At 70.7% G+C, this 22,132-nt stretch carries 18 protein-coding genes and 1 tRNA gene; 4 read left to right on the top strand and 15 right to left on the bottom strand.

Annotated features, from left to right (window positions below):
• Positions 1-70 precede the first annotated feature (70 nt).
• A complete protein-coding gene (locus tag EAD96_RS15085; RefSeq protein WP_233585786.1) occupies positions 71-1,081 on the bottom strand; it encodes a mechanosensitive ion channel family protein in 1,011 nt (336 codons plus the stop codon).
• Between the two features lie 241 nt (positions 1,082-1,322).
• On the bottom strand, positions 1,323-1,982 hold the full coding sequence (locus EAD96_RS15080; protein ID WP_233585783.1) for a DUF1345 domain-containing protein: 660 nt from the start codon (positions 1,980-1,982) through the stop codon (positions 1,323-1,325).
• 796 nt (positions 1,983-2,778) lie between these two features.
• Between EAD96_RS15080 and EAD96_RS15075 the strand changes: the two genes are divergently transcribed.
• Positions 2,779-3,567, top strand: coding sequence for an SAM-dependent methyltransferase (locus tag EAD96_RS15075; protein ID WP_121684715.1), 789 nt, complete (start codon positions 2,779-2,781; stop codon positions 3,565-3,567).
• 277 nt (positions 3,568-3,844) lie between these two features.
• On the opposite strand, the gene EAD96_RS15070 is transcribed toward EAD96_RS15075, so the two are convergent.
• Complete coding sequence (locus EAD96_RS15070) at positions 3,845-6,793, bottom strand: hypothetical protein (RefSeq protein ID WP_121684714.1); 2,949 nt, start codon at positions 6,791-6,793, stop codon at positions 3,845-3,847.
• Between the two features lie 329 nt (positions 6,794-7,122).
• On the opposite strand from EAD96_RS15070, the gene EAD96_RS15065 reads away from it, so the two are divergent.
• Together EAD96_RS15065 and EAD96_RS15060 are read left to right on the top strand one after the other, a co-directional pair.
• Complete coding sequence (locus tag EAD96_RS15065) at positions 7,123-10,122, top strand: BTAD domain-containing putative transcriptional regulator (protein ID WP_121684769.1); 3,000 nt, start codon at positions 7,123-7,125, stop codon at positions 10,120-10,122.
• A gap of 6 nt (positions 10,123-10,128) precedes the next feature.
• The gene (locus EAD96_RS15060) at positions 10,129-10,329 is read left to right on the top strand and encodes a hypothetical protein (protein ID WP_121684713.1); all 201 of its coding nucleotides are present in this window, start codon (positions 10,129-10,131) and stop codon (positions 10,327-10,329) included.
• 155 nt (positions 10,330-10,484) lie between these two features.
• On the opposite strand, the gene EAD96_RS15055 is transcribed toward EAD96_RS15060, so the two are convergent.
• The 11 genes from EAD96_RS15055 to ald form a co-directional block, all read right to left on the bottom strand.
• Complete coding sequence (locus EAD96_RS15055; protein WP_121684712.1) at positions 10,485-11,015, bottom strand: pyridoxamine 5'-phosphate oxidase family protein; 531 nt, start codon at positions 11,013-11,015, stop codon at positions 10,485-10,487.
• Positions 11,016-11,557: 542 nt separating this feature from the next.
• Positions 11,558-12,067, bottom strand: coding sequence for a hypothetical protein (locus EAD96_RS15050; RefSeq protein WP_121684711.1), 510 nt, complete (start codon positions 12,065-12,067; stop codon positions 11,558-11,560).
• Positions 12,068-12,299: 232 nt separating this feature from the next.
• A tRNA-Pro gene (locus EAD96_RS15045) sits at positions 12,300-12,373 on the bottom strand.
• 139 nt (positions 12,374-12,512) lie between these two features.
• Positions 12,513-13,922, bottom strand: a complete 1,410-nt coding sequence (der, locus tag EAD96_RS15040; RefSeq protein ID WP_120570441.1) for a ribosome biogenesis GTPase Der — start codon at positions 13,920-13,922, stop codon at positions 12,513-12,515.
• Between the two features lie 58 nt (positions 13,923-13,980).
• Positions 13,981-14,661, bottom strand: coding sequence for a (d)CMP kinase (cmk, locus tag EAD96_RS15035; protein ID WP_121684710.1), 681 nt, complete (start codon positions 14,659-14,661; stop codon positions 13,981-13,983).
• A 171-nt stretch (positions 14,662-14,832) separates the two neighbouring features.
• The gene (locus EAD96_RS15030; RefSeq protein ID WP_030274358.1) at positions 14,833-15,603 is read right to left on the bottom strand and encodes a pseudouridine synthase; all 771 of its coding nucleotides are present in this window, start codon (positions 15,601-15,603) and stop codon (positions 14,833-14,835) included.
• The gene (scpB, locus tag EAD96_RS15025; protein ID WP_121684709.1) at positions 15,590-16,561 is read right to left on the bottom strand and encodes an SMC-Scp complex subunit ScpB; all 972 of its coding nucleotides are present in this window, start codon (positions 16,559-16,561) and stop codon (positions 15,590-15,592) included. Before scpB ends, EAD96_RS15030 begins: the two co-directional genes overlap by 14 nt.
• Before the next feature lie 4 nt (positions 16,562-16,565).
• A complete protein-coding gene (locus EAD96_RS15020) occupies positions 16,566-17,645 on the bottom strand; it encodes a ScpA family protein (RefSeq protein WP_121684708.1) in 1,080 nt (359 codons plus the stop codon).
• A 41-nt stretch (positions 17,646-17,686) separates the two neighbouring features.
• Positions 17,687-18,610 carry a ParA family protein gene (locus tag EAD96_RS15015; protein WP_013285595.1) on the bottom strand — a complete coding sequence of 308 codons (924 nt, stop codon included), beginning with the start codon at positions 18,608-18,610 and terminating at the stop codon, positions 17,687-17,689.
• A gap of 194 nt (positions 18,611-18,804) precedes the next feature.
• Positions 18,805-19,776, bottom strand: a complete 972-nt coding sequence (locus EAD96_RS15010) for a site-specific tyrosine recombinase XerD (RefSeq protein ID WP_121684707.1) — start codon at positions 19,774-19,776, stop codon at positions 18,805-18,807.
• An 11-nt stretch (positions 19,777-19,787) separates the two neighbouring features.
• Positions 19,788-20,903 carry an alanine dehydrogenase gene (gene ald, locus EAD96_RS15005; protein ID WP_018788824.1) on the bottom strand — a complete coding sequence of 372 codons (1,116 nt, stop codon included), beginning with the start codon at positions 20,901-20,903 and terminating at the stop codon, positions 19,788-19,790.
• Positions 20,904-21,191: 288 nt separating this feature from the next.
• Between ald and EAD96_RS15000 the strand changes: the two genes are divergently transcribed.
• Positions 21,192-21,443, top strand: coding sequence for a TM2 domain-containing protein (locus tag EAD96_RS15000; protein ID WP_030274369.1), 252 nt, complete (start codon positions 21,192-21,194; stop codon positions 21,441-21,443).
• Positions 21,444-21,508: 65 nt separating this feature from the next.
• Here the strand turns inward: EAD96_RS15000 and EAD96_RS14995 are convergent, their stop codons facing one another.
• On the bottom strand, positions 21,509-22,114 hold the full coding sequence (locus EAD96_RS14995) for an NUDIX hydrolase (protein WP_121684706.1): 606 nt from the start codon (positions 22,112-22,114) through the stop codon (positions 21,509-21,511).
• Positions 22,115-22,132 lie beyond the last annotated feature (18 nt).

Here is a 22,132-nt window from a genome sequence, read left to right as displayed (position 1 = left end):
GGGGCACCCAGGCGGCCGACCGGTACCCGGCCGGAGAACTGAGAAGCAGGCTCGGGACCTCGACGGCGGCTCAGGGGTGGAACTCGGCGCGGGTGCGGGGCAGCCACTCGGGGTGGTGGTCGCGCAGGTACCGAATGAGCCCCTCACGCACGTCGCAGCGAAGGTCCCACGCGCTCGGTCCGTCGGCCGCCGATGCCTGGACCTGCACGACGACGGTCTGGGGCGTCGCATCCACCATCTGCAGCACCCACTGGTGTCGATCCCACAGCGGTGACGATTCGATGATCCGCCTCGTCTCGGCGCGGAGGTCGTCCAGGTCGGCGGTGTGATCGACGTGGAGCCGAGTCTCGCCCACCACCCGCGTCTCGTGCCGGGTCCAGTTCTGGAAGGGGTGCTCGGTGAACCAGGTGGTGGGCAGGATGAGCATCCGGTCGTCCCAGAGCCGGATGACCACGTTCGTCAGCTTCACCTCCTCGACGCGGCCCCACTGCCCGTCGACCACGATCACGTCCCCCACGTGAAGTCCGTCGGCGAACGCGACCTGGATGCCGGCGAAGGCATTGCCGAGCGCGGTGCGTGCGGACAGCCCGAGCAGCGCGCCCACGACACCCGCCGAGGTGAGCACGGACAACCCGATTGTGCGCAGCGGAGGGAACGTGATCAGGACCAGGCCGATCGCCACGACCGTCACCACGACCGAGGTGAGGCGCCGTACCGGTCGGATCTGGGTGCGGGCGCGGCGGGCCCGGCGGTCGGCCCGTGTCTCGCCCGGCAGCCGGCTGAACGCGGCCCTCTCGGCGATGTGCAGGGCGCGAAGCACCAGCCACGTCACGGCCGCGACCAACAGCACCACGACGACGCGCTGGACGACACGAGGCCCCGAACCTGGGAACGCGCGGATCCCGGCATACAGCGCCGCGAGAAGCAGCACTGCGACGGCAGGGCGTCGGGACGCGCGATACAGCGGCGCAAGCAGCCAACGGTAACTATGAACAGCAGCGCGACGCCGGAACAGCACGCGGACCAGCAGGCCCGCCGCGACAACCACGGCCACCGCGACCACCGCGACCACCGGGACCATCCTCGTGGTCATCAACCAGCTTTCCTGCTACCGGCGACCCTCGCCGAAGCACTCCCATCCGTCACGCTCGCGGTCAGGCGGCGCGCCCAAGCGGTCGGAGCCTCGATCCGATCGCCGCCGTTCGCCCCTCCTGGTGCGGCCCGCGCGGATGTCCGCCGCGCGTCGCGGCATGGACGAAGCACGGGTCGATTTCGCCCACTCGGCTCCGTCGCCGCAGCGCGCGAAGGACATCCCCCGTGCGTCACGACTGGCCCAGGTTGGTTACCAGGTTGACGGCGACGGCCAGGATGCCGGTTCCGAAGGTGTACGAGAGCAGCGCGTGTCCGAGCGCCACCCGGCGCATGCGATTGCTGGTCGGTTCGTTCTCTCCCGGCGCGTAGGACATGCCAACGGTGAAGGCGGCGTATGCGAAGTCGGCGTACGCCGGAGGATCGTCCTGCTTGAAGTCCATGCCACGGCCGTCGTCGCAGTAGTACATCCGGGCGTACTTGAACGCGAAGACTGTGTTCACCAGCGTCCACGCCAGCACCACCGCAACGACGCTGAGGATCACCAGCGTGACAGCCACCACGTCCTGCCGGTCGGAGGCGCGGACGAGCGCCTCGGCCACGGCGGCGAGACTGACAACAGACGCGATCAGGATCGCCGTGTCGGTGGATCGGGAGCGCTGCTCCGCCTCGGCAAGCTGCTCGGTACGCTGCGGGCTCGCCGGCCAGCAGGACCGCCACACCCACACTAGGATTGTGCCCGCCGCGATTGTCCAGATCACCAGCGGCGTCAATTCCGGCGCCCCAGTCAGTGCGGTGACCGTCCCGGCGACAACACCGACGACCAGCGACCACAGGACACGCCTGACCGACAGCAGACGCCCCTGATCCCGCCCTCCCGATCCCTGCTCCATCCGTCGAGCGTTCCGGCTGGGCCGGATGGGGCACGGAAAATCTGGAGCTATCACCGGATTGGGCGTGAATCTCCGGAATCGCGGAGGCTCCGAGGACCGAGTTGTGTAGTGGTCGTCCCTGAGCCTCACAGGGCTGGTACCGGGCGTCGGCGGCAACTGCCCGTTCAGCCGCTGACCGTCATGCTCGAAGAGGGCGACATCCTTCACGAGCCGTCGCGCGAAAGCATGGGCTCCCAGGCACCGGGTATCCCCGGGTATGGGAAGCCAACAGCGCAACAAGCATGACAGCGGTGGCGAGTCGGCGAGGGGCCGCCGGCACCCGGGCAGCGGAGCACGGGGCCGGCAGGGGTCCACCGTGGAGCACTCCCCGAATCAGCGGCACGAGCGCACCGCGACCGGATCAGCCGGCACCGAGCGCGACCACAGCCGGTCGAAGGTGGCCCGGGAGGGGCGGGTCAACCGCCAAGGTACGGCCTGACGCTTCTCGACCAGGCCTACACCCCCACGCCCACCGCGGTCGCCGGGACGTGCCTGCGGAACCACAATCACCGAGTACGACGCCAATCTCGCCCGCTACCGGGCGGTACTCGACGCTGGCGTCGACCCGCCCGTCGTCGCCGGTCGGATCGCCGAAAGCCCGGGCAGAACGTCAGCGCGCCGATTGGCACCGGCACACGCCATTCCAAGAGAAGACCGACACCCGTGCCCGCTACAGCGAAGAGCAGATCGCGCCTACACCTCCCGCGCCGATCGCGCCGGGCAGCGCGGAACAGGCGTATCGGCTGACACTTGTGTCATGGACCTCACCCCGGATCTCGACACGCCCAGCCCTGCGCGGGTCTACGACTACTTCCTCGGCGGGTCGCACAACTTCGCCGCGGACCGTGCGCTGGCGGCCCGCATGGAGAAGGCCATGCCCGACATCGGGCACATCATGCGGGCCAACCGCGCGTTCCTGCGTCGCGCGGTCCGCGCGCTCGTCGACGCAGGCATCCGGCAGTTCCTCGACCTCGGCTCCGGCATCCCTACGGCGGGCAACGTGCACGAGGTCGCCGGCCAGCTCGCCCCGGACACCGTTGTCGCGTACGTCGACATCGACCCCGTGGCGTTCAACCACAGCCGACGCCTCCTCGTCGACGACCCGCGGACCGTGGTGCTGCACGCTGACCTGACCCAGCCGGACGCTGTGCTCGGCGACCCGACGCTACGCGACGTGCTCGACTTCGAACGGCCGGTCGCGGTGCTGCTGGTCGGCGTGCTGCACCAGCTCACGACCGACCCGGCGCCGATCATCGCCCACTACCGCGACCGGCTCGCCCCGGGCAGCTACCTCGCCCTGTCGCACGCCTCCTCCGACGAGCGTGCCGACGCGCTGGCCCTACGCGACACCTACAACCAGGGGTACGCCAACACCGCCCGGATGACCCTGCGCAGCAGGCCAGAGATCGAACGGCTCTTCACCGGCTACACGCTCGTTGCGCCGGGGCTGGTGCAGCTGCCCGAGTGGCGGCCCGACTGGCCGGTGGACCCGGACGAGGACCCGCGCCGCTTCGCCACATACTGCGGGGTGGGCCGGCTCGGCTGACCAGCTGCGTCGCCGGCCGCGGTCGGCCCGCCCCTCGACGGTGACCAGACCTGGTTCGAGACCGGCGGTGCCGGCGGGCGCCAGGTCGCCGGCGATGAGCAGGTACGGGTGGCCGGGGTCCGGCATCGGCGGCCCCAGGCACGCCGCGACGTGGGGGTCCCGCAGGTCGTCGAGGTCGCTGACCCCACGTCGCGGCCGCGCTCTTGCAGGCACACCGGTACCGGTGATGCCCGATGGTTCCGCCGGGCGTGTCCGACGCCCGGCGGAACCGCAGTAGCTATCCGAGGACGAATCGGAAGAAGCGGGGGCGGTAGATGCCCGGATCGCGGTAGTGGTCCGCGTCCGGAGAGACGCGGGTGTCCATGCTGTTGACGTTGTAGGAGGCGATGAAGGTGTCACCGGAGCTGAGCGCGGGGTGCACGTGGGCGTTGTAGGAGATGACGTCGGGGTTCCAGTAGCTGCCGTAGGGGCCGGGTTCCGGCATGCGGTAGACCGGGGTCTTCTGGGTGAAGGGGCCGAACGGTGAGCAGGACGTCCAGGCGTTGATCTGTCCGCTGAACGCCTCGGTGCTGTCCTGGCTGAGGAGGAGGAACTGTCCGCCCCAGGGGGTGACGCTGTACTCGTTGGCGATGCCGGTCAGCAGGTTGCGGGAGTTCTGCTCGCGGAGCGTCCAGCCCCACGGCGTGTGGTACTGCCAGGTGCCGTTGGCGAGGTCGCTGCCGTACACCCGCGCGATGCGCATCTGCTTGTTGATCGGGGAGTCGTCGACGCCGTAGACGTAGGTGTAGCCGTCGCCGCTGCGGCTGGCCGGCAGCAGCCCCGAGCCCCAGGCGACCCCGCTGGCTGAGGGCAACTCCCGGACGCTGACCGGGGTCCGCAGGTTGGACAGGGCGAAGTTGGCGACGACGTTGCGGTTGAACCGCCAGTCCCAGGCGCCGGAGCCGAAACGCTCGTACTCCTGGTACACCACCTGAAGTTGTCCGCCCGAGAGGTGGCCGTCACCGACCCAGTACCACTTTCCGGGCCCGGACGGCGGCATCAACGCCCGCGGCGCCCCGGCGGTGCCGCCCTGGTAGGTGGTGAGGCTGGCGCCGTTCTGCACGACGAAGGTGTTGTTGACCAGGGGGGCGCTCACCGGGCGGGTGCCGTCGCTGTTGAGCGGGCCCATCCAGGTGTCGGAGAACAGCCAGACGATCCGGCCGTCGGGCAGCTTCACCGAGTACGTGGAGTCGCCGCCGGTCCAGCCGTCCGGCGTGCTGGCGGCGTATCTGTTGAACGCGCCCTCCGGCTCGACCGTGGTCTCGACGCTGCGCACCGAGAGCGGGCGCAGCGCGCACGAGCGGGCGGTGAGTGGCAGCACGCTCTCCACGTTCGTGGTGAACGTCTTCGGGCTGCTGTCCGCGTCGGCGGAGTGGATGTCCAGTTCGGTCCAGGTGGTCACCAGGGTGGCAACCATGGGGTACGCGAAGTCCGGCACCGTGATCAGTCCACCCGCGTCGGGATGGCGCACGGTGTGGATGCTCGGGTACTTCGCCAGCGTGCCGGTGCTTCCCGTCGGCGACCAGACGACGACGGCTGATCTGCGGTTGGTGTCCCTGGTGGTGTCCACCATCAGTGTCGAGCAGTATCCGCAGCTCGCGTCGCCGGAGTTCTTGACCGCGCGGAAGTCGTGGTAGACAGCACCGCCCTTACGCAGGATGTCCTGGTACTCCGCCTGGGTGCCGGCGGGCGTCGAGTGACTCTTGCGGGCCGGTCTGGCGCCCCCGAGGGTGTCGCCGCTCGTCCCGCTCGCGCCGGTGAGGTTGCTGCGCCACAGGCTCGCGTCGGAGTCGGAGTAGCCGTAGATGCGCCAGGCGTCCACGGTCGGGGCGGGCGCGGCGTTCGCCTTGGCCAGTCGATAGTTGGCGATGTGGTAGTTGAGGAGCATGTCCGCGAAGTTCAGGCCGTAGCCCTCAGCGGTGTGCCGGATCGCCTCGATCGGCAGATGGTCGTGGTCCCGGATGCTCTCCCACGTGCGTCGCACGAAGGAGGCGTCGACCTGCTCGGTGAGGTAGGTCGGCAGCAGGAACGCGCCATACTGGGGACCGCCGCCCAGACCGCCCCAGGAGTTGAGTGCCGCCCCGGGCTTGCTGAGCACGTCGTAGACGTTGCGGGCGTACAGCTTCTCCTCGCCGGGGATGGGCACGTACGGCGCCCGGGCGTAGGTCTGGCGGGTCGCCCACTCCGCGGTGGCCTCCATCCACCAGTTCATCGAGCCGAACTCCTTGCCGCCCACGAAGAGGGCCAGGTAGTCCAGGCCGACGTCGGACCGATCCCAGTACTGGTACTGCATGACGTGGAACAGCTCATGCCGCGGCAGGTAGTCCCAGTCGTCCTGCCCGTTGGGCACCAGCATGGTCGCCTGCTGGTTCAAGCCGAACGGCAGGACGAACGGCGCGTCGATCGGCAGGCCGGCCCCGCCGACGAGCGGGATCTCATCGACGCCGTAGACCAGCACCCAGGGCTTGCCGTCCCGCACGGGCAGCGGGTAGCCCATCTCGCGATACTCGTCGACGGCGATCGAGAGCGCGTTCAGCAGATGCTGCACCGCCTTCGCCCGGCCGTTCGGGTTGGCGTCCGCCGGGATGCCCGGCCTGCCTCCGCCGGCGATGTTGTAGAGGACGAGGAATTCGCCGGCCGACGCCCGGCAGCGATAGGTGACCCCGAGGTAGTCGTACGGTTCGGCGGCGCAGTCGTCGTAGCCGGCGGCCGTGGCGGCGCCGGCGGGCACCGCGACATCTGGCGCGATCGTCCGCGCCGCCTCCGGATCGGCGCTCGCCGCCAACATCGACAGGTATGTCAGATATCGCTGCGGGTCGTGGATGGCCCCGGTCGGTCGAAGGTGCGCCGGCACCGACCGGGGCGAGCGCACCGCGCCCAGGCCGTACCGCACCGCGTCGTCGCGGGAGAGCTTCCCCCGGTGGTACGCCGAGAGCACGCGTTCCCCGGGGCCGAAGTCGGGCGGGGCGGCCGTCCTGCCGGTGGTGGTGCTGAGCGGCGCCTCCTTGAACGGCGTCGGTTGCGGGACCGGCGGGGTGGCGACTCGCGGCTCGGTCTGCGGCGGCGCGACGGCTCCCACGGCGGCTGGCGCCGCGACCGAATCGGGTGCCGCCTGCGCGGCGCCACTGGTCAACACGGCCGCCGCCAGCACAACTGTCGCGCTGAGCAGGGCCAGGGGGTCTCTCATCGCACTCCCTCTATTCGATGACCGGCCGGCGCCGGTGCCGGCCGGTGGACGGCGCGTCCGGCCGGTGGATCGTTGTGCTCGGCCAGCAGGCGTCGCACCCCGGCGATGCGTCGCTCATCGCCCCCCCCGGATGAGCGCACCGGACTCTGCGCACCCTTCGTCGTTCGCAGCCACCCCGTGCTGGCCGCGCCGCGAAGCGCACGCTCGTACCGCCCGCTCACCGTCAGCGGGCTCGACCATAATCAGGGCCGGCGCATGCAGCGATCTTGCAAAATGCTTGCAGAGGAGTCGCGCCGGCCCGCACACGCAGCGACGGCAGGGAAGTGCACATGGAGTTTCGGGTCCTCGGGCCGGTGGAGATCTGGTCCGAGGGTGTCCGCGTCGCCATCGGAGGACGACAGCCCCGGTTGCTCCTGGCGGCGCTCGTCCTGGAGGCCAATCGACCGGTACCTGCGGACCGGCTCATCGACCTGATCTGGGCGCAGGCGCCCCCACCCAGCGCACGAGCGACGGTGCAGGCCATGGTCTCGCGCCTACGGGCCACCTTCCGGCAGATCGATGCATCCGCGCAGCTGCTGAGCGAGCGCGGCGCCTACCGGCTGCACACCGATCCGGCGACAGTCGACGCGCACCGCTTCTCCGCCCTCGTCCAGCAGGCCGCAGGCGCTTCCGACGATCTCACCACCGTGGAGTTGCTGGACCAGGCGTTGGACCTGTGGCGAGGTGAGCCACTGCTCGACGTCGTCGACGATTCCGGACGCCAACTGCTCTGTTCGGGTCTCATCGAGGCCCGTTGGACGGCTGCGGAGGACCGGGCGGACGCGCTGCTGCGGCTGGGTCGCACCAGGAGAGTGGTGCGCGAGGTGTCCGACCAGGTGGCCGGACAGCCTTACCGGCATCGCCTCGTCGGTCAGCTCATGACAGCCCTGTACCTCGAGGGCCAGGCCGATCGAGCATCGGAGGTCTACCGCAATCTCCGCACCCGGCTGAACGACGATCTCGGCCTGGAACCGTCAGGCGAGCTCAGCCGCCTGCACCGGCTCATCCTCAGGGGTGATCCGGTGCTGCCGGCGGAACGCGACGACGCGCTGTCGAGCGTCCCGCACCGACCGGAAGAGCTGCCACAGGACGTACCGGGTTTCATCGGTAGAACTGACGAGATGACCCGTCTCGACCAGCTGTCGGGCGGATCCAGCGCCACGACGGTCTGGGTTCTCAGCGGAATCCCCGGAGTCGGAAAGACGGCGCTGGCGGTGCGCTGGGCGCATCGGGTACGTGACGCCTTCCCCGACGGTCAGATGTTCATCGACCTGCGCGGCTTCGACGTCGAGCGCCCACCCGTCACGCCGTCCGCCGCGCTCGGACAGCTACTTGGTGGGCTCGGTGTCGACCCCCGCGTCGTTCCGGACGATCAGGACGGCCGGGTCTCGCTGTTCCGCTCGACGACGACCGGCCGCAGGATTCTGCTGGTGCTGGACAACGCTCGTGACGCTGACCAGGTGATACCGCTGATCCCGCCCAGCGGCACCGTTCTCATCACCAGCCGTCGCCGGCTCGGTGAGCTGGTCGTCCGGGCCGGCGCCCGATCTCTGCTGCTGGGCGTGCTCAGCCCGACGGACTCCGTACGGCTGCTGGCGGCGATCCTCGGAGACGAGGCCGTCCGGGTCGAGGCCGACGCCGCGGCCCGCCTCGCCCACCTCTGCGGGCACCTGCCACTGGCACTGCGGATAGCGGCAGCGAACCTACAGACGAGCGGCCATCCCCACATCGCCGGACTGGCCGAGGAACTCGACGAGGGCGGTCCTCTCACCAGCCTGACCGTCGACGGTGCCGACGAGGGCGCGGTCACGAAGGCCTTCGCGATGTCGTATCGGGCCCTGCCCACCGCTCAGCAACGAATGTTCCGTCACATCGGGCTGGTCCCCGGTGGCAGCTTTACCGCCCACGTCGCCGCTGCGATCGAGGGGGTCGCGCCCCCCGTCGCGACGAGAACACTCCGCGCCCTCGCGTCCGCACACCTGATCGAGCATCAGGGAGGCGACAGATACCGGTTTCACGACCTGCTCCGCCAGTACGCCGTGGACCGGCTCGTCACGGAGGACGACGACACCACCCGTCACGACGCCCGGCAGCGTCTGCTTGAGCACTATCGCAGCAGGGCCGACGCCGCCGGACGTCAACTCATCCCCCACTTCCTCAGGCTCCCCGGGCCGGCCCCGCAACAATCGTTTCCCGATGCCGACGAGGCATCGGCGTGGCTGGACGCAGAAGCAGCCAATGTCATCGCGGCGATCAACCACGCCGCCGACCACGGGCATGCACGCTTTGTCTGGCAGCTCACCGACGCCCTACGCGCCTGGTTCCACCAGCGTGGACGCCGCGCCGAGTGGCTGTCCGCAGCCACCGGAGGGCTGGCCGCCGCGGAGGCCGCGAACGACCTGACAGCCCAGGCCAGCATGCACCTGAGCATCGCCCTCGCCCACGTCACCGCCGGCCGATACGAGGAAGCCCGCCAGCACCTCCTCGACGGCCTCCGCATCAACGCCCATGACCGGTGGCCGGAGGGACGCACGGCCCTGTTGAACAATCTCAGCGCGGTGCACCAGCGCCTCGGCAACCCCCGAGCCGCAATCGACTGCGCCCGACAATCCCTGGAGCTCAACCGGCAATACCGCAACGACGGCGGCGAGGCCATGTCCCTCGCCAACCTCGGCTTCGCACACTGGCAGCTCGGCGCGCTGTCACAGGCGGACCAGCACATCCGGGACGCACTGGCCTGCGCGGAACGGAGCGGCTCACGATACAACGAAGCGGTACTTCTGGTTGACCTCGCGGGCATCCGCCGCGACCGTGGAGACCGGGAAGCCGCCGAGGAGTTGTACGACCGGGCGCTGGTCGCCAACCGCGATCTGGGCTATCAGTACGGCGAGGCGACGGCGCTCAGCGGACGTGCGTTGTTGTGGTCGATGACGGACCGCGCACCAGGTGCCTGCGCCGACGCGCGACGTGCAGTGGCGCTGACGCAGGAGATCGGCGACGCCGGCACCGAGGCGTGGGCACGCGAGGCGTACGGCCGCGTGCTGCTGGCCGCTGAACGGCCGGCAGAGGCAGCCCAGGAACACCGCCTGGCGCTCGACCTGGCCCGGCAGACCCGGTTCGTGTGGTGCGAGGCGAGTGCGCTGGTGGGGCTGGCGGCGGTGTGCCTGGCCACCGAGCAGCCCGACGTCGCTCGCGAGCACGCCAAGGCCGCGCTACGCATCGCGAACGAAGCCGGTTACCGCCTGATCGAGTCGCGCACGCTTGGACTGTTGAAGACGCTCGACGACTGAATTGTCGTGACCGGGCCCGACGACTACCCGCGCAAAGACCTGACCGTCACGTACTTGCCGGACGCCGCCAACCAACGGCATCAGCACGGGCACCGGGACTGGGACTACTCGCACTACGTCGGTACGGCCGGTGGCGACATCCACTGTGTCACCAACGTCCAGCGCGACCTGGGCGGCACCACGCCCTGGTGGCGTCCCGCTCGATGAATCCACCTAGGTGGCCGGCAGTGTGGGACGTACCGTCGCCGCTGCCGGCCGTCTTGGTCGCCCGCAGGGATGTCCGACCACCACGAGTGGCGGAAACCGGATGTCGTGTCGCCGCTGTCATCCGGCTGCCGTGATCGGCAGGACAGGCCCTGGGCTCAGGGCTGGGACGCCAGGGTGAGCTTTGCGATGTCTGGGGCATAGACGGCCATCCAGTGCGGATGCAGCCGGTAGTAGACCACGTCGTTGTCCCAGTCGAAGAGGTCGTCGCCGTAGAAGTCCTTCAAGTACGCGAGCACGTCCGGCCAGTCCGTGGCCTGGTCGCCGTTGCGGGGGTTGAGGATCTCCACCTTGCCGTGCGTGAAGACGCCGAGATCCTCACCGCGCATATGTGCGGCGCTGACGGCGGGCCGCGCCGCGAGGTGACGCGCCTTGGCGGCGTCGGGTGCCGTGCCGAAGTACCACTTGCCTCGCAGGAAGTGCCCGTCGACACCGCTGATCCGCGGCTCACCCTTCGCCGTCACGCTGGACAGAGCGAGGGTGCACATGCCGGTGAGGACCTGGGTGAGCTGCTCCGCGTTCAGTGTGCGCGCGGTGTTGATGATCGAGCGGAGGTGGGCGGTGGAGCCGGCAAGGGAGGCGTCAAGGAGGGCTTGGAGCTTTTCGAGATCTTCTGGGGTTTCGCGCATGGAAGTTCTTGTCTCTCCGCATCTGTCTGCGCCGTGGTCCGCGCCTCTCACCGGTGCCGACCGACGAACCCATGCTCCACCTAAAACCTGACACCTTGCGTCATATTTCTTCAACGAGCTGCGGACGCCAGCGGGCCGCACGGCAGTCGGCGGGACGTGAATAACTCCCGGCTGGCGACCAGGGTTTTCACCCCGGCTGACGGCCTCTTTTCGTGCTGTCGGGAAGGCCGGATTCACACCGACGACCCCTTGACGCCCAGGACGATTTGCCACACGTCCACGCACGTCACACGCTATCCCCAAGATCAGGCGGTGCGGTCGACGTCGTGTCGCGCACCATTGCGCAGGCTGTGTGGTCCCCACTTGGTCCCCAGGACGCTGACACGCTCGACGATCACAACACACGGTTTAAAGGGCAGTGCAGACCGAAGGTTCCGACCGGGCCTGACCAGGCAAGACAGATGGGCTCACCGGGTCAGACGGGCAGACCATTGCACGTACTCTGCACCGGCAGGCGGTCGCGACCTTGACCGCTACACCTCCTAGAAAGTGCGCCACTCTTCTGAGGGAACGTAGTCCCACGTGACCTCTGCCCGTTCCTTGAGGAAGACGGGTCGGCTGAGAACGATGTCGCCAGCTCGCTGAGCTCGGATGATCAAGCCGAGGTCCGCCAACTCCGGGTCCGCAGCGTGCGTATAACGCAGCTCTCGTTCACACCTATCCGCTTGACCCCATGCCCACTGTTCTACTTCGGACGGCACGCGACCGACCAGCGCCACGCCATCGAGCGTGACCTGTGGTCCATTGAGTGCGTCAACGGCAATGCAGTACAGCATCCTGTCCGTGTAGTAGGCACTGACGCCTGCATCGGTGAACGTCTCATACGACTCTCCACGACACGAACCGCAGCCCCTGCCGGCTGGCTCACCACCGCCGAGCGCCGCAGCCACCTTGTCGGAACTCATCCCGAACCGGAGCGGTCCCACGCTGGCCATCGGGACGAAGCTCCAGTGATCGCGCTCCTCATCACCCTTGACATCCCAGACGCCCATAGCCCGTCTCCCTGTTGACCCGTGCCGCCTCTGCGGCAGGCTAACGGTTTGACGGCGACCGCTAGTAGACGGTAGGCCGGCTGCCTGGCGTCGTACGGCTTCCCGCACCCGGGTAGCCACCCGAAACTTCACCAGCGGTCAAGGAGCGCTGACGGGCGGCGCACTTGACCGGCGTGGTCCCCAGAACGCGGAAAGGGCCGACCCGATGTCCGGATCAGCCCTCTGACCTGCGTCGGGACGGCCGGATTCGAACCGACGACCCCTTGACCCCCAGTCAAGTGCGCTACCAAGCTGCGCCACGTCCCGATGCCCCCGCCAGGTCTCCCCCGCGGCAGCCGGTACAGCTTAGCGCAGGATCTTCGCACCGTGCGCAGAGGCCCCTACCGCGCCGCGCGCCACACCCCCTAGAGCGTCCTAGGGGGGTGGCGTGCAGCGAAGAGCCCTGTCAGCCGTGCGCCTTACCCCGGCCGCCGGGGCCCAGCTTCTTGCGCGGGCGTACCGAGATCTCGATCGGGCTGCCCTCGTAGCCGAACTCCTCGCGGAGCTTGCGCTCGACGAAGCGCTGGTAGCCGGCGTCCAGCGGACCGGTGGTGAACAGCACGAACCGCGGCGGCGCCGCCCCGGCCTGGGTGGCGAACAGGATGCGTGGCGCGCGTCCGCCGCGTACCGGGTGCGGGGTGGCCTGGACCAGCGCGGTGAGCCACTGGTTGAGCTGCGCGGTCGGGATGCGCGTCTCCCAGCTCGCCAGGGCCTTGCGCAGCGCGGGCGCGAGCTTGTCGACGGCGCGGCCGGTCTTCGCGGACAGGTTCAGCCGGATCGCCCAGGGGATGCGCCGCAGCTCCCGGTCGATCTCCTTGTCCAGGTAGTAGCGGCGGTCGCCGTCGACGAGGTCCCACTTGTTGAACGCGATGACCAGCGCCCGGCCGGACTCGACGACCATGGTGAGGATCCGCTGGTCCTGCTCGCTGATCACCTCGCTGGAGTCGATCAGCACCACGGCGACCTCGGCCGCCTCGATGGCCGAGGCGGTTCGCAGGCTGGCGTAGTACTCGGTGCCGCTGGCCTTGCCGACCCGCTTGCGCAGGCCGGCGGTGTCGACCAGCTGCCACGTCTCGCCGCCGATCTCGACCAGGCTGTCGACCGGGTCGACTGTGGTGCCGGCGACCGAGTCGACGACCGCCCGCTCCTCGCCGGAGAAGCGGTTGAGCAGGCTGGACTTGCCGACGTTGGGACGGCCGACCAGCGCTACCCGGCGGGGGCCGCGCGGCCGGTTCTCCACGATCTTCGGCGCCTCGGGCAGCGCGTCCAGGATGGCGTCGAGCAGGTCGCCGGAGCCGCGGCCGTGCAGTGCCGACACCGGGAACGGTTCACCGAGGCCGAGCGACCACAGCGCGGTCGCCTCCATCTCGATGTTGGTGTTGTCGGCCTTGTTGGCCACCAGGATCACCGGCTTGGCGCTGCGGCGCAGCATCTTCACCGCGGCCTCGTCCACGTCGGTCGACCCGACCATGGCGTCCACCACGAACAGGACCACGTCGGCGGTGCCCACCGCGATCTCGGCCTGGGCGGCGATGGCCGCGGCCCGGTCCTTGGCGTCGGGCTCCCAGCCGCCGGTGTCCACCACTGTGAACGACCGGCCGTTCCACTGCGCGTCGTAGGGCACGCGGTCCCGGGTCACGCCGGGGATGTCCTCCACGACCGCCTGGCGGCGGCCGATGATGCGGTTGACCAGCGTGGACTTGCCGACGTTGGGGCGGCCGACCACTGCCACGACGGGCTGCGGGCCGGTCGGCTCACCGGAGTCGGCCTCCGGCTCGCGCAACTCCACCCAGCCACCGAAGTCATTGTCACTCATGCCGAGCCGCCCTTCGTTCGCGACTGCGGGGCTCGCACAACCCGCTCACTCCTCGCGCTCACGCGACGCCCCGCTCCGTGAGCATCTCGCGCAAGCGAGCCACGACCTCGTCGATGCCCAGCTCGGTGGTGTCCAGCACCACCGCGTCGGGGGCCTGCTGGAGCGGGTTGACCTTGCGGGTCGAGTCGAGCCGGTCCCGGCGGGCCAGGTCCGCGGCGGTCGCCGCGACGTCGGCCGCGTCCTCGGCGCTGCGCCGCTTCGCGCGCGCCGCCTCGGAGGCGGTCAGGTACACCTTCAGGTCCGCGTCCGGCGCGACCACCGAGCCGATGTCCCGGCCTTCGACCACGATCCGGCCCGCGTCGGCGATCACCCGCCGCTGCCGGTCCACCAGCAGCTCGCGTACGGCGGCGACGGCGGCGACAGCGGACACCGCCTTGGTCACCTCGACGCCGCGGATGGCGGTGGACACGTCGGTGCCGTCGACGGTCACGGCGTACCCCTGGGGGTCGGTGCCGATGCGGAGGTCGGCCTCGGCGGCGACCTTGGCCACCGACTCGGTGTCGGTGAGTTCCACGCCGGAGCGCAGGACCGCCCAGGTCAGCGCCCGGTACATGGCGCCGGTGTCGAGGTAGCGGGCGCCGAGGCCCGTGGCCAGTCGCCGCGACACGGTGGACTTCCCCGAACCGGACGGCCCGTCCACAGCGACCACGCATCGCCCGGCCGGTACGTTTTCCTCCACCGTTGTCCTCCTCAGCCCGTACCTCGCGGGTCGCCCGGTTTGTCGGGCGCCGTTGAGCGGATGTTCCGTCTTGAATCATGCCCGCGCCGCGCGGGCGTCCCACCGGGCCGGCGTGTGCCGGCCCGCGGACCGCGTCGAAGCCTACCGGGAGCCGTACCCCGATCGTCGGGGTCAGTCACCCACGGCCTTGAACAGGGCGGCGACCTCCGCGTTGGTCAGCCGCCGCATCCGCCCGGTGCGCAGGTCGCCGAGCTTGATCGGACCGATCGAGGTACGGATCAGGCGGCTCACCGGGTGTCCCACCTCGGCCATCAGGCGCCGGACGATGTGCTTGCGCCCTTCGTGCAGGGTCAGCTCCACCTGGGCGGTTTTGCCCAGCGTGTCGACCAGCTTGAACCCGTCGACCTTCACCGGCCCGTCCTCCAGCTCGACGCCGGCGGTCAGCCGCTTGCTCAGGTTGCGCGGGATCGGCCCGGCGACCTCGGCGAGGTAGGTCTTGAGTACCTCGTACGACGGGTGCATGAGCTTGTGGGCGAGGGTGCCGTCGTTGGTGAGCAGGAGCAGGCCCTCGCTGTCGGCGTCCAGCCGCCCGACGTGGTAGACCCGCTGCTCCAGCCGCGCGCCGATGAAGTCGGCGAGCTCGGTGCGGCCCTTCTCGTCGGCCATGGTGGTGACGACGCCGCGCGGCTTGTTCATCGCCACGTAGACCAGGCGGACGTCGGCCTGCAGCCGCTCCCCGTCGACGACAATCACGTCGCGGGCCGGGTCGGCCTTGTCGCCGAGCTGCGCCACCCGCCCGTTCACTGTCACCCGGCGCCGGAAGATCAGGTCCTCGCAGGCGCGCCGGGAACCCACCCCCGCGGCGGCGAGCACCTTCTGCAGGCGCTCGGCGCCCTCGTACACGGGGGCGTCGGGCTTCGGGGCACGGTCATCGCGTCGCATCGGCAAGCTCTTCTACGTCGTCGGGGAGGAACGGGGCGAGCGGCGGCAGGTCGTCCACCGAGTTCAGCCCCAGCTTCTCCAGGAACATGGTGGTGGTCCGGTAGAGGTAGGCACCGCTGTCCGCCTCGGTGCCGCACTCCTCGACCAGGCCGCGACCCACCAGGGTACGGAGCACCCCGTCGCAGTTGACACCCCGGATGGCCGAGATGCGCGAACGGGTCACCGGCTGCCGGTAGGCGACCACGGCGAGGGTCTCCAGCGCGGCCTGGGTCAGCCGCACGGACTGCCCGTCCAGTACGAACCGTTCCACGTACGTCGCGTATTCCGGCCGGGTGTAGAGACGCCAGCCACCCGCGGCCCGGCGCAGGTCGAACCCGTGCCCTGCGGCGGTGTACCCGGCGGCGATCTCGTCGAGCATCGCGCCGACCCGCTCGGGGGCCTGTTCGAGGATCTCGGCCAGGACCAGCTCGCTGACCGGCTGGTCCACCACGAGCAGGATCGCCTCCAGGGCGCCGCGCAGCTCCGCGTCGTCCAGGACGGGTGCGGGCACCGGTTCCGGCGCGGCCCGCCGCCGTCCCCGCTTAGCGGGTACGCCCTCAGCACCCGCTCCCCCGCTCGCCCGCTGTTCCGCGTCCTCCGTCACGCTCTCCGCCGAGATCTTGGTACGGTCCCGCCCTCCAAGGGGCGTCCCCGTACCAAGATCCCCCTGAACCGTGGCGATCTTGGAAGGAATGGGCCCCTCTGAGGGCCCTTCGCTTCCAAGATCCGCCGAGGAATCCGGTGTCGCGTCGAGATCTGCTTCCCGGGAATCGGTGATGTCCGGGATGTCGGGGTCCGGGTGCTCGGCCGGTGCGTCGGAATCGTCCGGGGCGGGCCGGGGCGGGGCGGGGCGCTCCCACGGTGGCACCCATGCGGCGGCCTGGTCGGCCAGGGAGTCGCGGCGTTCCTCGTCGCTCATCCGTTCACTCCTGCGTCGGTGCGTGTTCGTCCGCCGCCTCGGCGGGCACGGCGGCGTCGGATGCGGCATCTGCGGCGACGTCGCCCGGCACGGCGGCGGATCCGGCGGCGTCGCTCACCCCGGCGCCGACGTCGGCCGGAGCAGCCGCGGCGTCGGCCGGTGCGGCGGGGACGGACGTGGTCGTGGGTTCGGGGCTGCCGGCGTACTCGTCGACAGTCAGCTCCGCCTCGCCGTCGACCGGGCCGGTCCAGCGGACGGTCAGTTCCTCCAGCGCCTGCTCCTGCACGAACGCGACGAGGCCCTGCCGGTACAGCTCCAGCAGCGCCAGGAACCGGGCCACCACCTCGAGCGTCATCTCGCAGTCGGCGCAGAGCAGCGAGAACGTGGCGACCCCGGCGCGGCGCAGCCGGTCGGCGATGATGCCGGCGTGTTCCCGGACGCTGACCCGGACCATGTGCACGTGCGCGATGGAGACCTCGGGCACCGGTTTCGGGCTCATCGCCCTGACCGCGAGCTTGCGCAGCCGCTCCGGACCGATGCCGAGCACCAGGTCGGGCAGCGCCTCGGCGTACCGCGGTTCGAGGGTGACCGCCCGCGGGTAGCGCCGGCCGCCGACCGCCTCCAGCTCGGCGATGTGCGCCGCGGCCTCCTTGTACGCCTTGTACTGCAACAGCCGGGCGAACAGCAGGTCCCGCGCCTCCAGCAGCGCCAGGTCCTCCTCGTCCTCGACCTCGGCCGAGGGCAGCAGCCGGGCCGCCTTCAGGTCGAGCAGGGTGGCGGCGACGAGCAGGAACTCGCTCGTCTCGTCCAGGTCCCACTGGTCGCCCATGGCGCGCAGGTACGCGATGAACTCGTCGGTGACCTTGTGCAGCGCGACCTCGGTGACGTCCAGCTTGTGCTTGCTGATCAGCTGGAGCAGCAGGTCGAACGGGCCGGTGAAGTTGTCCAGCCGGACCGTGAAGCCACTCGTCTGCTCGGCGGTGCCCGGGTCGGCGGGCACCACACCGTCGACCTCGGCGGCCAGCTCCGCGGCGACGGCGGGGTCACCGGTGCCGTGCGGCGGGTCGAGGGGCGGTGCGGTCACCGGGAAACCGTAGACGACGCGGCGGGCGGCCGGCGTGCGACCTACCGGTCCGCCTGGGCGGCGATGACCTCCCGGGCGAGCTGCCGGTAGTTGCGCGCGCCCGAGGAGGCCGGGTCGAGGGTGGTGATCGGGGCACCGGCCACCGTGGACTCGGGGAACTTCACCGTCTTGGTGATGACGGTCTGGTAGACCTTGTCGCCGAACGCCTCGACCACGCGCTGCAGCACCTGACGGCAGTGGGTGGTGCGGCTGTCGTACATGGTGGCGAGGATGCCTTCGAGTTCCAGGTCGAAGTTGAGCCGCTCGCGCACCTTGTCGATGGTGTCCAGCAGCAGCGCGACACCGCGCAGGCTGAAGAACTCGCACTCCAGCGGGATGAGCACGCCGTGCGCGACGGTGAGCGCGTTGATCGCCAGCAGGCCCAGCGAGGGCTGGCAGTCGATCAGGATGAAGTCGTACTCCTTGCGGATGGTGCGCAGCACCCGCGCCAGGGCCATCTCCCGGGCGACCTCGTTGACCAGCTGGATCTCGGCGGCGGAGAGGTCGATGTTCGCCGGTAGCAGGTGCAGCCCGGCCACGTCGGTCTTGATCAGGACGTCCTCGGCGGTGACGTCGTCCTGCATCAGCAGGTTGTAGACCGACAGGTCCAGGTTGTGCGGGTTGACGCCCAGCCCGACGGAGAGGGCGCCCTGCGGGTCGAAGTCGACGAGCAGCACCTTGCGGCCGTACTCGGCCAGTGCCGCGCCCAGATTGATGGTCGTCGTGGTCTTGCCGACGCCGCCCTTCTGGTTGGCCATCGCGATGATCCGCGCCGGGCCGTGCCGGTCGGTCGGCATGGGTTCGGGGATCGGCTTGCGCATGGTGTACGCGGCCGGGTCGGCGGGGCCGAGATCGGCACCGAGCGTCGCCTGCTGCTCACGGAGCTCCGACGTCCAGGTCTCGGCACGGTCACCGTTTCCTGCCATGTCCTCGTTGCCCCCTCCCGACGACCACCCGGCGTCGGAGCCGTCCGACGTCCCTCGCGGCGCCGCTGCGCACCCCCGGTCCGTCGTACCTGGAGGCCCGCGCCGATGCCGACTGTACGCCACCGGCCAGCAGCACGTTCGGTAGCGGGTCGGCGTGTCGGCCGCCCGCCGGCCGGGTCTCCCGACGCCGGCGCTCAGCGAGCCCGGGGATGGGCTGTCGCGTACACCTCGCGCAGCCGTTCCACTGTCACCAATGTGTAGACCTGGGTGGTGGTCACCGAGGCGTGGCCGAGCAGTTCCTGCACCACTCGCACGTCCGCGCCGCCGTCGAGCAGGTGGGTGGCGTACGAGTGGCGCAGCGTGTGCGGCGAGACCGCGTCGGGTCCGTCGACCGGCAGGCCGGCGCGGGCGGCGGCGCTGCGCAGCACGGTCCAGGCGCCCTGCCGGGTGAGCGGGCCGCCGCGGGCGTTGACGAACACCGCGTGGGTGCCGCGCCCGGCGGCGAGCAGCGCCGGGCGGCCCCGCACCAGCCAGGCGCGCAGCGCGTCGGCCGCGTACCCGCCGACCGGGACCAGCCGGGTCCGGCCGCCCTTGCCGCGCAGCAGCACGGTTCCGGCGTCCAGGTCGAGGTCGTCGACGGCGGCACCGACCGCCTCGGAGATGCGCGCGCCGGTGCCGTACAGGAATTCCAGCAGCGCCCGGTCGCGCACCGCGCGGGCGGCGGCGTCGCCGGTGGCGCCGGGCGGGCCGGCGGCCTCCAGCAGCCGCAGGACCGCGTCGACGGGCAGCGCGCGGGGCAGCCGGCGCGGCGGCGCGGGCGGGCGGACGTCGCGGCTGGGGTCGGCGCCGGCCAGCCCTTCGCGCAGCGCGAAGCGGTGCAGGCCGCGGACCGCGCTGGCCGCGCGGGCGGCCGAGGAGACGGCGAGCGGCGGGTGGTCGTCGTCGCCCGCGCGCAGCCGGGCCAGGTGGGCCTCGACCTGCGCGGGCCCGGCGGCCGCCAGGTCGTCCACCCCGGCCGCGGCCAGCGTGGCGAGGTAGCGGTCGAGGTCCCGGCGGTACGAGGCGAGCGTGTTCGCGGACAGCCCGCGTTCGACGGTGAGGTGGTCCAGGTAGGTCCGGACCGCACGGCGCAGGGCCGGCGCGGGTTCCGCGCCGGCCGCGCGCACAGCGGTCTCGGTCAGCTCAGCACCTCGTCCAGCGGCAGCACGTCCATGCCGTGCGCCTCGGCGACCGGGCCGTAGACGACCTTGCCGGCGTGGGTGTTCAGGCCCAGCGCCAGCGCCGGGTCGTTGCGCAGCGCCTGCTGCCAGCCCTGGTTGGCCAGTTCGAGGGCGTACGGCAGGGTGACGTTGGTCAGCGCGTAGGTGCTGGTGTTCGGCACCGCGCCGGGCATGTTCGCCACGCAGTAGAAGATCGAGTCGTGGACCTTGTAGACCGGGTCGGCGTGCGTGGTCGGGCGCGAGTCCTCGAAGCAGCCGCCCTGGTCGATGGCGATGTCGACGAGGACGCTGCCCGGCTTCATCCGGGAGACCAGCTCGTTGGAGATGAGCTTCGGGGCCTTCGCGCCGGGCACCAGCACCGCGCCGATGACCAGGTCCGCGTCGAGCACGGCCCGCTCGATCTCGTACGCGTTGGAGGCGACGGTCTGCAGGTGGCCCCGGTAGATGGCGTCGGCGGAGCGGAGCCGGGCCACGTTCTTGTCCAGCAGCAGCACCTCGGACTGCAGGCCGAGCGCGATGGCGGCGGCGTTCAGGCCGGACACGCCCGCGCCGATGACCACGGTCTTGGCCGCGTACACGCCGGAGACGCCGCCGGGCAGCACGCCCCGCCCGCCGCCGGTGCGCATCATGTAGAAGGCGCCCACCTGCGGGGCGAGCCGGCCGGCCACCTCGGACATCGGGGCGAGCAGCGGCAGCGACCGGTCGGGCAGCTCGACCGTCTCGTACGCGATGCCGGTGACCTTCCGGTCGACCAGCGCGTCGGTGCACTCGCGGGACGCGGCCAGGTGCAGGTACGTGAACAGCACCTGCCCCTCGCGCATCCGGTGGTACTCCTCGGCGATCGGCTCCTTGACCTTGAGCACCAGCTCGGCGGTGTCCCACACCTCGTCGGCGGTGGCCAGGATCTTCGCGCCCGCGGCGGCGAACTCGTCGTCGGTGATGCTGGAACCGACTCCGGCGCCTGCCTCCACGAAGACCTCGTGGCCGTGGCGGGTGAACTCGTTGACTCCGGCGGGCGTGATCGCCACCCGGTACTCGTGGTTCTTGACCTCGCGGGGGATTCCGACCTTCACGATGCAGACACCTTCCTCCGGGGCGGCTCACCCCCGACTGCGTGGCCGCGCCGGCTCCGTTGCCGGCGCGGTCCTCCTGTCCCGCCGGCGGCAGTCTAGGCCCGTGGGAAGCCCACGGACGGCGACACTGTGACATCCGGTGCCCGCTGGTCCTGACGGTGTGTCAGGCATGCCTCGGACTGCCCGGTGGAGACGCCATCCGCCGAGAGGACAAACTTCGATGACATCTTCCCACCGGCTGGGTGGCGAGGCCGACAGGACGTGAACCGATCACTATTGTGTCCGCTCATGACCACTCCTTATCAGCAGTACCCGCAGGGCGTCTCGGACAAGAGCAAGGTCGTCGCGGGTGTTCTCCAGATCCTGCTCGGCGGCTTCGGCATCGGCCGGTTCTACATGGGCGACACCAAGACCGGTGTCATCCAGCTCATCGTCACGCTCGTGACGTGCGGCTTCGGCGCGATCTGGGGCCTCGTCGACGGCATCCTGATCCTCGTCAACGGCGGTGTCGACGGGCAGGGACGCCCGCTGCGCGACTGACTTGCGGCAAACGGAAGGGGCCGCCCGGCGCACTGCGCGCCGGGCGGCCCCTCGTCGTCTGCGGATCAGCGCGGCAGCGGCGCCTCCGGGCGGCGCAGCTCGGTGAAGCCGGTGTCGCGGGCGCGGGCGGCGGCGAGCAGCCCGGCCACGCAGGACGCGTTGGTGATCTCGCCGGCCAGCACCATCCGCACCGCCTCGTCCAGGTCCACCCGGACCACCTGGAGGTCGGCCTCCTCGTCGTGCCGGTCGTGCCGCTGGTCGGCCGGCACGTCGGCCAGGTCGCGGGCCAGGAAGACCCGCACCACCTCGTCGGCGAACCCGGGCGAGCTGTGCAGGTCGACGAGCACCTCGACGCGGCCCGCGGTCAGGTCCGCCTCCTCGGCCAGCTCCCGCAGCGCGGCGGCGGCCAGGTCCTCGCCGCCGACGTCCATCAGCCCGGCGGGCAGCTCCCACAGGTGCCGGCCGACCGGGTGCCGGTACTGGCGGATCAGCACCACCTGACCGGCGTCGTCGAGCGCCACCACCGCGACCGCGCCGACGTGCCGCACGTAGTCGCGGGTCGCGCTGCCACCGCCGGGCATGGTGACGTCGTCGCTGACCACGGAGAAGATCCGGCCGGACCAGATCTCCCGGCGGCCGGTCACCTCGTACCGGTGCTCCACGCCGCTCACGCCGCCTCCCCGCACGCT

The sequence above is a fragment of the Micromonospora sp. BL1 genome, assembly GCF_003667485.1.
Classification (GTDB): domain Bacteria; phylum Actinomycetota; class Actinomycetes; order Mycobacteriales; family Micromonosporaceae; genus Micromonospora; species Micromonospora tulbaghiae.
This window is presented reverse-complemented; position numbering and strand designations above follow the sequence as displayed.

Coding starts and splice junctions, on each gene's coding strand:
- EAD96_RS15085 (WP_233585786.1), bottom strand. CDS start 1,081: ATGGTCCCGGTGGTCGCGGTGGTCGCGGTGGCCGTGGTTGTCGCGGCG.
- EAD96_RS15080 (WP_233585783.1), bottom strand. CDS start 1,982: ATGGAGCAGGGATCGGGAGGGCGGGATCAGGGGCGTCTGCTGTCGGTC.
- EAD96_RS15075 (WP_121684715.1), top strand. CDS start 2,779: ATGGACCTCACCCCGGATCTCGACACGCCCAGCCCTGCGCGGGTCTAC.
- EAD96_RS15070 (WP_121684714.1), bottom strand. CDS start 6,793: ATGAGAGACCCCCTGGCCCTGCTCAGCGCGACAGTTGTGCTGGCGGCG.
- EAD96_RS15065 (WP_121684769.1), top strand. CDS start 7,123: ATGGAGTTTCGGGTCCTCGGGCCGGTGGAGATCTGGTCCGAGGGTGTC.
- EAD96_RS15055 (WP_121684712.1), bottom strand. CDS start 11,015: ATGCGCGAAACCCCAGAAGATCTCGAAAAGCTCCAAGCCCTCCTTGAC.
- EAD96_RS15050 (WP_121684711.1), bottom strand. CDS start 12,067: ATGGGCGTCTGGGATGTCAAGGGTGATGAGGAGCGCGATCACTGGAGC.
- der (WP_120570441.1), bottom strand. CDS start 13,922: ATGAGTGACAATGACTTCGGTGGCTGGGTGGAGTTGCGCGAGCCGGAG.
- EAD96_RS15030 (WP_030274358.1), bottom strand. CDS start 15,603: ATGCGACGCGATGACCGTGCCCCGAAGCCCGACGCCCCCGTGTACGAG.
- scpB (WP_121684709.1), bottom strand. CDS start 16,561: ATGAGCGACGAGGAACGCCGCGACTCCCTGGCCGACCAGGCCGCCGCA.
- EAD96_RS15015 (WP_013285595.1), bottom strand. CDS start 18,610: ATGGCAGGAAACGGTGACCGTGCCGAGACCTGGACGTCGGAGCTCCGT.
- EAD96_RS15000 (WP_030274369.1), top strand. CDS start 21,192: ATGACCACTCCTTATCAGCAGTACCCGCAGGGCGTCTCGGACAAGAGC.